At 50.5% G+C, this 14,220-nt stretch carries 12 protein-coding genes; 6 read left to right on the plus strand and 6 right to left on the minus strand.

The features are described from left to right. Positions 1–16: 16 nt before the first annotated feature. Positions 17–1,522 carry an LA2681 family HEPN domain-containing protein gene (locus CWO84_RS23345; RefSeq protein WP_101055545.1) on the plus strand — a complete coding sequence of 502 codons (1,506 nt, stop codon included), beginning with the start codon at positions 17–19 and terminating at the stop codon, positions 1,520–1,522. Positions 1,523–1,682: 160 nt separating this feature from the next. Here CWO84_RS23345 and CWO84_RS23350 read toward each other — a convergent pair whose 3' ends face one another. From CWO84_RS23350 to CWO84_RS23375, 6 genes are all read right to left on the minus strand, one after another. Then, positions 1,683–2,213 carry a transposase gene (locus CWO84_RS23350; RefSeq protein ID WP_033158053.1) on the minus strand — a complete coding sequence of 177 codons (531 nt, stop codon included), beginning with the start codon at positions 2,211–2,213 and terminating at the stop codon, positions 1,683–1,685. A 133-nt stretch (positions 2,214–2,346) separates the two neighbouring features. Then, complete coding sequence (locus tag CWO84_RS23355) at positions 2,347–2,643, minus strand: VapC toxin family PIN domain ribonuclease (RefSeq protein WP_201798995.1); 297 nt, start codon at positions 2,641–2,643, stop codon at positions 2,347–2,349. A gap of 84 nt (positions 2,644–2,727) precedes the next feature. Further along, positions 2,728–2,886 (minus strand): hypothetical protein, encoded by a 159-nt coding sequence (locus tag CWO84_RS23360; protein ID WP_201798994.1) that lies wholly within the window; start codon positions 2,884–2,886, stop codon positions 2,728–2,730. Between the two features lie 216 nt (positions 2,887–3,102). After that, positions 3,103–4,650: an alpha-isopropylmalate synthase regulatory domain-containing protein gene (locus CWO84_RS23365; protein WP_101055546.1), complete on the minus strand. Its 1,548-nt coding sequence runs from the start codon at positions 4,648–4,650 to the stop codon at positions 3,103–3,105. 431 nt (positions 4,651–5,081) lie between these two features. Further along, positions 5,082–5,603 carry a DUF1097 domain-containing protein gene (locus CWO84_RS23370; RefSeq protein WP_101055547.1) on the minus strand — a complete coding sequence of 174 codons (522 nt, stop codon included), beginning with the start codon at positions 5,601–5,603 and terminating at the stop codon, positions 5,082–5,084. A gap of 325 nt (positions 5,604–5,928) precedes the next feature. Continuing rightward, positions 5,929–6,747, minus strand: a complete 819-nt coding sequence (locus CWO84_RS23375) for a hypothetical protein (RefSeq protein WP_101055548.1) — start codon at positions 6,745–6,747, stop codon at positions 5,929–5,931. A 566-nt stretch (positions 6,748–7,313) separates the two neighbouring features. Between CWO84_RS23375 and CWO84_RS23380 the strand changes: the two genes are divergently transcribed. The 5 genes from CWO84_RS23380 to CWO84_RS24760 all read left to right on the plus strand — a co-directional run bounded on the left by CWO84_RS23380 (position 7,314) and on the right by CWO84_RS24760 (position 14,105). Then, positions 7,314–8,072: a class I SAM-dependent methyltransferase gene (locus tag CWO84_RS23380; protein ID WP_101055550.1), complete on the plus strand. Its 759-nt coding sequence runs from the start codon at positions 7,314–7,316 to the stop codon at positions 8,070–8,072. Positions 8,073–8,255: 183 nt separating this feature from the next. After that, a complete protein-coding gene (locus CWO84_RS23385) occupies positions 8,256–8,603 on the plus strand; it encodes a trypco2 family protein (RefSeq protein WP_101055551.1) in 348 nt (115 codons plus the stop codon). Next, a complete protein-coding gene (locus CWO84_RS23390; RefSeq protein ID WP_101055552.1) occupies positions 8,603–10,096 on the plus strand; it encodes a hypothetical protein in 1,494 nt (497 codons plus the stop codon). The genes CWO84_RS23385 and CWO84_RS23390 overlap by 1 nt, the downstream gene beginning before the upstream one ends. Further along, positions 10,093–11,079 (plus strand): AAA family ATPase, encoded by a 987-nt coding sequence (locus CWO84_RS23395; protein ID WP_101055553.1) that lies wholly within the window; start codon positions 10,093–10,095, stop codon positions 11,077–11,079. The genes CWO84_RS23390 and CWO84_RS23395 overlap by 4 nt, the downstream gene beginning before the upstream one ends. Then, complete coding sequence (locus CWO84_RS24760) at positions 11,079–14,105, plus strand: formylglycine-generating enzyme family protein (protein ID WP_205800456.1); 3,027 nt, start codon at positions 11,079–11,081, stop codon at positions 14,103–14,105. The genes CWO84_RS23395 and CWO84_RS24760 overlap by 1 nt, the downstream gene beginning before the upstream one ends. Positions 14,106–14,220: the final 115 nt, after the last annotated feature.

The raw sequence follows: 14,220 nt of genomic DNA on the forward strand, positions 1-14,220 counted from the left end.
ACGTTTCTAAAATCTAATGAAATTAAAATTGGAGAAATTAGCTAGTTGGATCGACACATCAATTGAGACTGAAGACATCCAAAGTTTAAATTCAGCACTGGCAAATATTGAAAGTTTCGATAGGAAAACGCTGACTGATTTAGAAAATGCTACCTTAGACTTCTATACAGCGAACGTTTTTTCCTGTTTAAGACAGGCGAGTAACGATAGAAAAGATTTTGCTTGGGCTAATCCGAACGTTGATAACGAAATTTACTTCCTTAGGTCAGCACTCAATTATCTTAGAAACTCATCGACAAGGGAAATTGGCACCGATCTTAAGCTACGTATTACAACCAATCTTGCCAATGTACTTAATCATGTTGGTCGTTTTACTGAAGCTATAGAATATTGGGATCAAGCAATTTCTGATATACCTGAATTCTCAATGGCAATTGGGAATCGAGGTATGGCACTTTTTTGGTATTCGAGATTTATCGAAGATCCAGAAACTCAAGCACTATTTCTTAAGAGTAGTAGAGTCGCTTTTTGCAATGCTTTGTCATTGGGAGTAGAAAATCATGCCAAAGCTCCAATGTTAGAGTTACTCGAACACTTAAATAAATTAGCAAATTGGGATGAATTAAATCCCGGCTTTTCGATCTTTGGTGGAGAAGATGAGCTTGAAAAGGCTTACAGAAAATGGTGTGTTCAGCATCGACTTGTCTTAAACCAAGCAAACGACTTATCTTCATCAATAGATGGCCTACAGGACACACTTACTTTGCCATCAATAGTAACCAACATCCGTGAAAAGCCCGAATGGTTGCCAGTTCCATACGCTATATTCAATCAACTTAAACAAGAGTTTGTTTCTGCTAGATTTCTCCTGTTTGAAGCAACGCGAGAGCAAGACTTGCCGTTGCATTTTTCCGATTATGGCATCATTTTGTACGACACACTCGACTACCGTTTTTATAGGCTATGGATTGAGAAACTAAAGATGGCTTTTCTCTCAGCACATACGATACTCGACAAAGTTGCCTATATTATTAATGAATATTGGGAAATAGGCCACCCGATTCATAAAGTTGATTTCAATTCAGTCTGGTTTTTCGGAAAAGGAAATCAACGTAAATTGATTGAAAAATTTACAGAATGCGATAATTGGCCACTGAGAGGTTTATTTTCATTAAGTCGGGACTTTTATTATCAAAAAAATGCAGATCGCCCTCTCGATCCAGAAGCTAAGCTTCTACATGATATTAGAAATCATATTGCTCATAAATATTTGCGTGTTCATGTAGATGATTTATATAATGCTGAGGACGATAGATCCTTGAATGGGCTAGAAATTAGCTTTCCAATAACAGAGATTGAACTTACAGCGCAAACGATTAAATTACTAAAATTGGTCCGCAGTACTTTAATTTATCTTACAGCAGCGGTGGCTCACGAAGAATCAAAGCGAACAGCGTCAATCTCCTCAGGAATGATTGCTCATATGCCAATAATCCAAGTCGAGGATATTTATCGAAACTAACAGCCTAAAGTCAATTCGTGCTCTGCAATGTTTGATAGTCCGCTAAAGCACTCGACCAGAATCGCCAAGCGTTTGTCCAGCGCCCACAGCTTTGCGCCGGATTCATTTCATCGTTCCCACGCTCCGCGTGGGAACGCAGCCTCGGACGCTCCAGCGTCCATCACCAAACATCGATCTCCATCAACCCCGCCAAGCCTTCATAGTTGGCGGCACTGGAATAACGCCAATGCTGCGGTAAGTTGACATAACCGCGCTTGACCGGGTTGGCGTGGATGTAGTCCAGCTTCTGCCGCATCATCGCTTCGTTCAAAATCATTTCGGCATGTACGCCCTCTTGCCAGAACTGGTATTCGCGATCCCGTTTATGTGCGGCTTTGGCAAAATGCAGGCGTTGCAACAGGCGCTCGGCTTTTTGCTGCTGGAGGTGGTCAATGATCCGGCGGGCGGTATACGCTTTGAAGCTGGCAGCGCATTTGTCGAGTTCCGGGGCTTGGGCGATAAAGTGCAGATGGTTTTCCAAAACCACGTAGCCGTAGAGTTTTAAACCTGCGTGTTGGCGTTGGTATTGCCAACTATCGAGGACGATTTGCACGGTTTCCGGGCGGGTAAACACGGCCAGCCATTCCACGACGGTGCAGGTCATGAAATGGGGTTTGTCGGCTTCGATGATGAGATAACGGCTTCTTCCCATGCTTTACCTTGATTCATAATGACGCCCGAGCGTCCGGGGCTGCATTCCCACGCGGAGCGTGGGAACGATGATAAATCACGCAGCCTTAGCTCGTAGCGTGCGGTGAGGTAACGAACCGCACGGAACATGTAAATCAATTCGTAGTCGGCGATATTCGATAAGCCACACCAAACCGCTCAGCCAGTTTCGCCAACCGCTTGTCCAACGTCCACAGCTTGGCGCCGGGCGTAATCAAAACCGAGGCTAGCAACTGCAAATCGATTAGTCCGCAACCCAAGCCATATAGCGCTTCACGTTCGATAAAGTCTTCCACTTCCTGCAAACCAGCTTGATTGCAATACCTTAATTGGCGGAGGTTGTTCAGAGTTTGAGTTCTCGGCGCGGGTGGCGCGCCAAAGGCCAATTCTGCAATGATCAGAGGGTGAATCAAGGCCGAATCGGAAAGCAGTAACCGAACCAAATCCTCGTTACGATTTTTGAAATGGGTTAACCCAAACCGAAGTATCGACCAATATCATGCGGACGAGTTGGTTTGGCCGCGTTCTCGGGGAATATCAGTCATCTCCGGTAGGCTCCCGCCCAAGGCAGCTAAGCGTTTGGCGGCCTGAACCCATACAAAGGTTTTCATCGCTTCCCGGAAGATTTCGGCTTTATCCATGTCCGGGTCGGCCATTTTCAGGGCTTTTGGTATAAGGTGTCGTCAATGGTTACGGTGGTCCGCATAGTATTTTCTCGATATAAATTATGATGGCTTGCTGTATCAAAATTTACTATGTGGATGCCTTAAATTCGGTACAACTCGACGAGCGGATTTTCCTCGGACAATGACTGGGTTAGGGATTGAAGGCGTTTGCTTTCGGCTTGGCAGGCTGTCCTGCGGGCCGCTCATCTAAGCTTGCGGGCTATTGGCCTTTTCATGCAACTGGATGTTGATCAACTTGATGGTCGCCAAAATGCCGGCAAATACCTGGTTGACGTGTACGCCGCGGGTTTTGCGCAGTTCGGTGCCGCAATCCCAGGTAATCACGCATTCGGTCAAGGCGCTGGTGTGGCCGCCTTTGGGGATGCGGATTTCGAAATCGGCCAGCGTCGGTAAGGTGTAATCGTAATGTTGCAATACCTTGCCGATGGCGTCGATAAAGGCGTCGAAACCGCCGCTGCCGGCCCCGGTGGTCTGGTGTTTCTCGCCTTTGACATCTACGCGGATGCTGACTGTAGACGGCAAATCCAGGCCACTGTTGATCGAGCAAGCCAGTAATTTGATGTGCTGATAGCTCTTGCTTTCCAGCACGTCGGCGATGATGAACGGCAGGTCGTCGGTGGTAATGGTTTGTTTGGAATCGCCGATACTGACGATGCGCGCCAGCACCTTCTTCTGGTCTTCTTCCGACAGATCCAGCTCCAACTGCTCCAGATTTTTTTTCAAGGAGGCTTTGCCGCTCATTTTGCCCAATGCATAACTGCGGATACGGGAAAAGCGTTCAGGGCCGAGCTTGGTTTTATACAAACCGCCTTTCTGGTCGCCATCGGCATGGATGCCGGCAGTTTGGGTGAACACGTCGGCACCGACGATGGGCGCATTGGCGGCGACGCGCTTGCCGGAGAAGTTTTCCACCATCTCGCTGATGCGCACCAAATGGCTCTCGTCCACGGACAATTCCATCGCCATTTTATCGCGCAGTACCACCGCCACTTCGGCGATGGAAGCGTTGCCGGCCCGTTCGCCCAAGCAGTTGACAGTGCAATGCACCGCGCTGACACCGGCCCGCACCGCCGCCATGACGTTGGCGGTCGCCAAGCCGTAATCGTTGTGCGGATGGAAATCAAATTGCAGGGTTGGGTAGCGCTGGCACATATCGCTGAAGCTGGCGAAAACTTCGTCAGGCGCCATCACGCCCAAGGTATCGGGCAGCATGAAATGGCTGATCGGGGCCTGTTGCAAGCGTTCCATCAAGCCGTAAACATAACCCCGGCTGTCTTTGTAGCCGTTGGACCAATCTTCCAGATAAACATTGATCTTCAAACCTTGCTCGTGGGCGTAGGTAATGGTTTGCAGCACATCAGCGCTGTGCTGTTCCAGGGTTTTGCCGAGCTGTTCGCGGCAATGTTTTTCGCTGCCCTTGGCTAGTAGGTTGATCACGCTACCGCCGGTCGATTTGATCCAATCGACGCTGCGGGTATGATCGACAAAGCCCAAGACTTCAACGCGCTCGGCAAAACCTTCGTGTCGTGCCCATTGATTGATCAGGCTGACGGCTTCCTTCTCGCCTTCCGAAACCCGCGCCGAAGCGACCTCTATGCGGTCAACGCGCAAAAACTGCAACAAAGCTTTGGCGATGCTGACTTTTTCCATCGGCGTAAAAGCAACGCCCTGGGTTTGTTCGCCGTCGCGCAGCGTGGTATCCATTAACTGGATGTGTCTTGAATGGGTAGACATGATTTTTGTTGTTCTCGATGCGTCCTGTAGCGGTATCTGACCAAGTTAATGCGTAGACAGGGTAGAGCGATAGCGACACCCCGTGCATCTTCATTAAATGGCCATTGTGCATAAGCTGGTCGCGCGGTTTATGAGCAATCTGATTGCTTATTCCGAAAGAGACTGAGCTATGCGTAACGTGCCATTTTCGCCTAAAACAGAATGAATTGGCAATTTGCGGCTAATTCCGAGGCTGCGAGCAGCGAAACTCAGGGGAGGGAAATCGGCACTCGCGTTCCTCGCTGGGAGCCGGAGAGTTCTGAACGGAACGATGATTAAACGACCGAAATTTTTTTGATAGTTAGGCGGAGTTTTTACATTCCGCCTATTTTTGCCGAACAATCGGCGTGGGTGTTTGCCGGTAAGCCCGACGGTTCAGCCTAAAAATGTGGTTACTCTTTAGTCCACTTAGCCGCTAATTGCGCGGAAAGCTGACCAAAATAAGTACCCACTACAATTGAGATTGAAATCACCAGCAAAGGATTGCTCAGCGATGCGCCGAACAAGACTTCTTGTGTCAACTTGTCCGGGGTTTGCAATAAATAGGCAAACGTGGATGAATAGCCTAAGACGCTGGCAGGAATGGTTGCCAATTGCGGAAAATTGGCGGCAAGGCACATCACCACGACCGCAAAAGTCACCGTAATGGCGGCCATAGTTGGAAAACCTAAGGCAGTGTCCGGCGAAATCCCGGTCAAGATAATCGCCGTTACCCAGGCCATGAATACGCCGAAAATCCCGCAGACGATAGTATTTTTCAAGGCTTCCTTGGTCGCACCCAAGAAAAAATAGGCTGCCCAGGCAATGGTGGCGGCCCAGATAAAGAACACGCCGCTGGCCGGTCCCACCGCCAAAAATGTGGCTACGCCCGCCAATACGCCGATGCTTAAAGAAAGTGCTGTAAGTTTGTCCATGTTTGTCCCTCTAATATTGCGCCTCGTCGATAGTGATTTACTCGATGATGCATTGAGGCTGCCCTGCAAAACCGAAATCCATTTACGGCCAAGCAATCCCGCCTCGACCGATTTGAATGGTAGCAGAGAATAGCCTCCAGATACCAATCCTCGGCTAGTTTAAACGCATGCACTGTCGTGGGGCTTGATCATTTCGACTGGCGGAAGTGTCAGGTAACGCCGGCGTGCAACCTGAACTATTTGGCTGCAAACCTCAAAACCGCCAGCATATTTAAGGGCTGGCGGCTTGGAGTATTTGCGAAGACAGACGTGCTTTAATTAAGACTCAGACAGACCGCGTAAAGATATTGCGCCGGCGGTAGCCGACAAAACTGAGCAGGGTTGAACCAAATAACCAAAAAGCGGCGGGCACAGGCACGGGAGCAGCGACGACTGTCCGCGCAAATTTCTCTGAGCAAGTTGGATCGGGTTGCGCTGCACATGCGGTGCTGGCGATTTCCAGGCGGCTCTCGGCGTTAACAAAATCTTGCAAAATCGGATCTCCGTTCTCATCCAGAACCGGCGCACCGTTTTCATCTAATTGCGGAGCCCTAACCGTACCGCGAAAAAATATACCCAATCCCGCTGTATAAAACTCGTATTCGCCGGTTGGGGCTGCGCCATTTTTCGGGGTAAATTCGCCGAGCAAATACTCAACGCTATCGCCAGGGTTCAAGGTGATATCGGCGATATCTATGCTGCTTAGGCTGGAGTTGAAATTGAATTCGTAAGGTCCGGGAGAGCAGCTATCGGCCAGAAATGTACCGGCACAACCAATAGAAGAACTCAAAGAAATATTATTCACGGTGATAAGTACGCCATTTTCTATGTAGCTGCTTTGGCTAGTGTTTGAATCGTAATAAGTAAAGCTGCTTGGGTAGTTGGCCGGATTGATGCCAAACGGCGGGTTACCGCCACCTGTGCTGGAAAAAACCAAGGGATCCGATGTGGCGTCCAAACTTAGTTTCAACCAAATCGGAATGTTATCGGTTGCAACGACAGTGCCCGTAGGTTGAACAAACGACAGACTACCGCTGTAGGCCGCCTGAGCATTGGGTAGCCAAGCCAACGCCAACGTGGAAACAACAAATCGTAATTTAGACATAACGTATTTCTCCAATTTAAAAGCGCTTGAAAATCATTTTCCCAAGAGGTCTAAACCTTTAGTTTGATGACCAATTCAACCCGTCAATATCGTCGCTCTCATGCAGCATGCAGTCCAGCGGTTCAAGTAGATTAGCACCGCGGCAGGCGGTAACGAAGAATGCCGGGAATTTAAGGCCAAGCCAGTATTCTAGGCAGAGAGCAGACTACATGGGTCAGATCATAACAAAATATTGCCGGGTTTATATGACAATAACGCTGTATCGAATTAGCGGCAGCATGTCCGCCACATTCATCGAAATCCGGTCACGCATAGCTGGATTAGATCGCTTAAAGATTGGCCCCATTCGCGTTTTGAAACTTAGCGTGTTGACTGCGATTTATCGAGGTTAACGGCTAGAAGATAACGCGAAGGATGCCAGCGTGTGGGGAAGTGGGTGGCTCGGTATCCGTAGCGCGTTTATCTGATTATAATTTCAGAGCAAAAATACGAAATCCACACACTCCTTCCTGCCCGCTGCAATCAAGCACCAGCGCGTATTTATTAAACAAACCGGGACGCTATTTATGAATTCGAATGAAAATGCCGTGATGCCTTCTTTAACCGCACAGAATCCGTTTACCGGCCGTATCGGTGAAGAGTACGATTTTCTCGGTATGATGTGTCCCAATGTCGTGGTGCTGACGCAAAAGCTCGGCGAGACAGTCGCCGCATGGCATCCCGGCAATAGTCTACAGGGGCTGGAGATCGGCTGCGGCACAGGATTGAGCACGCTGTCCTTGCTTACTCAGCGCAAGGACCTGCATCTGCGCGCTTTCGATGCCTCAGCGGCAATGCTTACCCAGGCGCGCGCGAATTTGGCGGAGTATGTCGACAACGGTCGTGTCGAATTCATCGAGAGCGATGCGCTAGCTTTTTTACAGCAGCAACCGGACGCCAGCGTTGAGGTTGTAGCCTCGAATTATGCCATTCACAATTTTCTGAATGACTATCGGGATCAAGTCTTTGCCGAAATCTGGCGCGTGCTTAAACCGGGTGGATTGTTCGCAAACGGCGACCGCTTCGCTATCGATGATCCCGTGCGGCATTTGGCTTCCACGCAAGCCGACATTCGCCATTGGTTCAAGACCTTTGGGGAACTGCAGCGCTACGATCTTTTGGAAGACTGGGTGGTACATTTGCTGAGCGACGAATCACCGGACCACATCATGCATGTGCCAGCCGTCATATCCACCCTGCAATCTCTCGGATTCAGCGATGTGCATTCGCCTTATCGTGAAGGCGTGGACATGTTGATGACCGCGATAAAGCCGAAATTGGCTTAATTTTTTTATCGGTCATCGTTTCCGTGCTCCGGCGCTGCGCATCGCTGGAGCACGGGAAAGATAAATGTTGGGGAGATTGAGTTCAAAGACAATTCAGAGCGCTCAGAAAGGCGCCCGATAACGAATTGGTAAAACACAGTCAGTTACACCCAACACTTTAAATAAATGACGAAGGGAGTGGCTATGAACGAGAAAGACAAGCTGAACTTGGCGGAAGTGATTCAAGAGCTGAGACAAAGTTTGGTGACGGCTTCGATGCACGGGGAGGCGGAAACCATCCGCTTTAAAGTCAATAGCGTAGAAGTGGAATTGCAAATGGTGGTCGAAAAATCGGTGGGTGGAAAAGCTGGCGGTAAATTTAATTTCTGGGTGTTGGGCGGCATCGATGCAGAGGCCTCTGCAAGCTACAAAAATGCTGTCACACATAAAATTAAATTGAGTTTAGAGCCGGAGGACGCGAAAAACCTTGATCCGCAAGCGGGTAATCCCGGAAAGGTCAAATTAAAAGGTGGGGGGTCAGGAGTTAGCTAATGGAGCTTATATTGACTGCCAGAATCAAACATAGAGGGAATATTGGTACTGCTTATCCTATCGCTCCGAACTTGCTGCTGACAGCTAGACACGTAATCGAAGCTGTCGACTGGCAAAGTGGGGAATCTATCACTGTCGAATGGCCGGCCATTAAAGACAGTAATGACAAACCACTGACCGCCACAGTCAACGGTATCGCTTATGACGGAGAAGGCCCGGCGGAAGATATAAAATCCAAATGCGACTTGGTTGTCCTCTATTGCGATTTACCGTCTGAAATTAAGACTAAACCGGCTGAATCGATCTTGGCATCGCGACTTTTCGTTGCCAGAACCGGCTGGCAAACGGCAGGCTATCCAAATGTAACTGGTAATTGCATGGAATCGACTACCGGCAAATTTGGCGCCGATTTGGAAAAGCCTGAAGTTAAGCTCACGCTGGATGACACGATAGACCCTACTGTTGCCCAAGCCAACGGTTTGCAGAACGGCTGGGGTGGTATGTCGGGCGCGCCGGTTTTTGATCTTGCCAGTGGAAAAATTCAGGCCATCATCACTGATCATAATCAATGGATGCAGAAGCAGTTGATCGGTGTTTCCATTCCATACTTAATCAATCATAGTCAAAGGTTTCGTGAAGTAACCGGCATAGAAAGTCACGCTCAAAGACATCAAAAATTCATTGCCGAGCAGAAGCAACAAATTTTCAACGTCTTGTCGAAGATGCCCAATGAGGAAATTCTATTCAAGGAACTTGCTGATCAATTGAAACTAAAATTGCCGAATACCACCAGCAAAAAAAATTTATATGATCGATTATTGGAAGTATTCGAAATTGATGAATTGGCTGTATTGGATATATTGCTATATGCGGGTTCTGGTGCGCTCAAACAGGATGCCGGCGATACTGTGCGGCATAAACTAATTGATCTATTTTATTTTTTTGCCAGACTGATGACGCCTGAGAGCGCTGTTCCAAAACAGGTCTTGATCAAACTTTCGGTCTATTCTGCAATGGCCACCGAATTGTCCCTTTCAGCAATTTATGGGACTAATCCCGATTTTGTGTTTCGTGAAGGGGAGGTACGGGGAAAGCATGCCATTGATGCGACCGTGATTACTCGCGAAACAGGGTGGGATACGGAGGCATTCAAAAAAGATGCAGTCGAATCGATTCACACCGCCATTCACAAATTGCCACCGACAAAACATCTAGGTAATTTTGAGCGTCGGAAGTTAAACGCAGTGATCAAGCAACGTCAAGACCCCGCGTTAAATCAATTGTATCGCCTGGAACTAAATCTTGGTGACCCCAAATTGCTTAACAACCCATTGCAAGAAGAAGTCAATTGTCAGGCTTTGAGTGCAGCGGATTGTTTGCCAGATCTACCTATCGTCTATTACGGCGAAGCCGAGGCGGAAAAAGAAGCAGAGCTCAGTGCCAAGTTTGAAGAGCTCTTCAACATACTCGAAACCAGCCAACCAAGCACATGACAGCAACCACTCTCAAACATTTTCAAGCCGATAGCGTTATCGATTACGCGGACTGTGGTTCCTGGCGGCAAGGCCGTTATTTTCTGGATAAAGCCAGCGCTTATGCCCTGGAAATGGCCTTGGCGACCCGCCGCCCTCTGTTGGTAAAAGGTGATCCAGGGTTGGGCAAGAGCTACTTGGCGCGCGCGGCAGCGGCCAAACTCAAACGTAAATTCATCGCCGAAGTCGTCAACATCAACACCGAAGGCCAGGATTTGCTCTGGCGTTACGATCCGGTCGCACGCCTCAACGACGCTCACGCCGGTATCAAAGATGATGACAAACTCAACCCCAAGCATTATCTCAATCCCGGTGTGCTGTGGTGGACCTTCGGCTGGGATAGTGCGGCCAAGCAATACAACGATGTGTGCCGTCATAAAGTCTACCGTCCGCAGATTTCCGACGACGGGGAACTGGATAACGGCATTGTTTTGTTAATCGACGAAATCGACAAAGCCGAACCTTCGTTGCCGAACGCACTATTAGAAGTGCTGGGTAACGGCGGTTTTGACGTACCGCTGTTGGAAGAAACCATCGGCAAGACACAGCAAACGGCAGACAAACAAGCTGCGCCGCCGCTAGTGATCATCACCAGCAACGACGAGCGTGAATTGCCGGCGGCGTTTATTCGGCGCTGTCTGGTGCTGCATTTGGCGGTGGATGATATAAACCTTGAAACTTGGTTTTTGGATCGGGCCAAGGTGCATTTCAGTGATAACCAGTGCAGCGACGCCATCAAACGCCTGGCGCTACAACAACTAATCGCCGACCGGCAGGAGGCTGAGCGCCACGGCACCATCAAGGCCGGTTTGGCCGAGTATCTGGATTTATTGGCGGCGCTGGATGAAATGACTGATTCCTCAGTGCAAGGCCAAGAGCGGGATACTTATCAGCAATGCTTGCTGGCTGAGATCCAGCACTTTGTGTTGCGCAAAGCGTTGTAATGCCGATTCATACTCAGACCAGCCGCGGCGACTTACTGCGCTGGCTGCAGCGCTGTCAAACTCAGGACGAAAAATGCCTGGGCGCGACGATATTGGGTTACGAATGGTCTGCGCCAGTCACGATAAGCCATGAAATTGATTTTAAAGTTTCCCCTCGGGAGCCACCCGAAATAGACCCAGCCCCTGTTCCTACGCCGGCTAAATTCGCTCAGAAACGCCCGCAAGCATTGTTCTACGCCCTTGCTCATTATGAGCATTATGCCGATCCGCAACAGCTCGACGACAACTTGCCGCGGGCGCTTCAAGGCGTTGAGCCGCTCTCCGACGCCGATCTGCAGCCCTTTGCCAGCGGAGAACCGCTGCCGCATCAAGCCATCGTCCCCGAAGCCCGCATGCGCGATTTTTTGCGGCAATCCATAAGCCATAGCTTGGGGCAGCGACTGGATATACCGCAGTTGGTCAAACGTATCGCCCGCCTGCAAACCTTGTATCATCTACCGCGCAAGCCACGTGTTGTGCCGGCCGGGCGGGTTTATGTCGTCCTCGACCTAAACAAACGCTTGCTGCCGTTCTGGTTGGACGCCCATCGCTTGTGTGAAAGTATTGTCCGTCAGTACGGATTGAACGGCCTGGAAATTCGCGTGATTGACGATGACCCGCTAGGCGAATATTGGGATTGGTTTGATCAACAGCAACGGCTTAAGCAGTGGCAAGCGCTCACCGCGCAAAGTGTGGTGTTCATCGTCAGCGACCTGGGGCAATTGGCTGAACAACACAGCCCCATACGCACGCGGTGGGACAGTTTTTTCCGGCAACTAAGCCGCAAAAACACTACGCCGATCGTGCTGGCACCCGTATCGGCGGCCCAGCAACAGCCCGAGCGCCTAAAAACCATCCGCCAAGTGTTGTGGAACAAACACGGCAAGCTCAAACCGGAAAAGATCGATCCGGATATCAAGGCCCACGCTGAGAATGTCCGCAAGGTCTTGGCATTGTTATCCGTCGCCGTACACGTCGAACCTGAGTTGCTGCGCGCCGTGCTAAGCTGTTTACCCGCTGAACAAGCCGATAGCGGCATCGAAGCGGCGGTGTATCAGCATGCCGATATGCAATGGGGTTATACCGCCATCAGCATGCGCCCGGAAAAACGAGCCGAGTATCAGGCCGAATTTAAACAGCTTGATGCTGGCTTGCAATATCAAGTCTTGAGTTTGCTCAAACGCCAGCATATCGGCCAGTTTCCGGCGATTTGGGCGGAGGAAGTCATTAACGCCTTGCCTTTGGTGGCTTTCCCGCTCGAACAATTGGCCGATGTCCAACAGGCGGAGGCTTTTATGCAACGCTTCGCCAAAACCCTGCAGGGTGCCCAGGCCGACAGCGGCATGACGCAATTTGCCCGGCGGCATTTAAACCGGTTAAGCGGTGAAGCGATTTGTCACTATAACGACCGCTATACCAGCGCGCTGTATGGACTGGCATACCGCGAGCAACTGCGGGCCGGCGCTCCGTTGCCTGCGGAATACGATGCCGCCATCGTCCACGAGCTGACTCGTGAACGCACCGAATTAAATCGCTATGGCATTTGGCAAGTTGGTGAAGCCTTGAGTATCGCTTATGCCGACACCAGGCCCGTAGCGATAGGTGGCGCGAAACTGGCCGAATTCGAAGCAATCCACGACAGTATAATGCTGTTCAGAAGTTGGGTAGAAAATGGCCGGATCCGAGTGGATAAGCAATTGCTTCGCTTGCCTGTCCATGGCGAGTCGTGCATCGTCGCTCAGTTGGATGGGCAGATCCTGGATTTTGATACTGGATTGGCCAGAATGACGTTTTCAGCATTTACAAAGCCCAGCTGGGCTGACAGTATCGTCCGTAATACAGAAGGGCTGTCGGCTAATTTACGCTTTGCGGGCAACGATTATCGCTTTTGCTTACAAGCAGGGGATGGCTTCAACCATTACATCGAGTTAAGACGGTTTACTGAGGCCGGACCATTGCCGGAAAAATGGGGCGAGCGGTTTATCAATACGATCCTGTTAAATCAGGAAGATAGAAGGACGCTGCTTACCCAAGCGAGATGGGAGCCGGAAAATCCTACATCCTGGCCTGTTGGGGTAGACCAATACGGCCTCTACGCCGACCTCACCGTCAACGACGTCACGCAACGCTTCCGCTGGATCGAGCCGGGCAGCTTTATGATGGGATCGTCGCCGGACGAGCCGGAACGTTACGATGATGAAACCCTGCATGCCGTGACCTTGACTCAGGGTTTCTGGTTGGCCGACACCACGGTCACCCAGGCCTTCTGGCTGGAGGTGTTGGGCGGCCACAATCCGAGTCATTTTAATGACACCCTGCAAAATCCAGTTGAGCAGGTCAGTTGGGAGCATGCCCGGCGTTTTATCGAGCGCCTGAATGCGCTGGTGCCCGGTTTGCAAGCACAATTGCCGACCGAGGCGCAATGGGAATACGCTTGCCGGGCAGGTACTTCAACGCCGTTTTCGTTTGGCAACAACATCACACCTGATCAGGTTAACTACAATGGCGATTGGCCTTATGCTGGCGGCGAACGGGGCTTGAATCGTAAAAAAACCGTGCCGGTCAAATCCTTGCCGGCCAACCCGTGGGGGTTGTACGAAATGCACGGCAACGTCTGGGAACGTTGTCAGGATGTCTGGCAAGACAACCTGGGCACGGCGACCGTAGTCGATCCGCTGACGCAGCCGGATGCAGGTACAGGCGGCGACCTTGTGTTGCGCGGCGGCTCGTGGAATGATCGCGGCAGGAACGTGCGTTCCGCCTTTCGTTCCCTCAATACGCCGGGCCTTCGCTCCAGCGACCTCGGTTTCCGGCTTGCCCTAGGTCATGCTGAGCTCAAGCCAGGATCAGGCGGAGGAGCCGTAAAACCAGCAACGGCCAGGGACGCGCCCCGTCCAGACAGCGGCGTCGCGGAGCAGCCGCAGGCCGGGTTGGCAGCGGCAATACGCGACAGATGGCATCAACTCAGAAAGAAAACCAGAAAATGAATGCCATCCGATCCTCGTTTCCACGATACTGTGGCAATGTGCTTATTACCGTGTTAACTGTGCGTTTTGTGACGCTGATGTTTATCTGCCTGTAAATTATGAGCTTACCCCACCG

The organism is Methylomonas sp. Kb3, assembly GCF_002834115.1.
In the GTDB taxonomy this organism is placed as follows: Bacteria; Pseudomonadota; Gammaproteobacteria; order Methylococcales; family Methylomonadaceae; genus Methylomonas; species Methylomonas defluvii.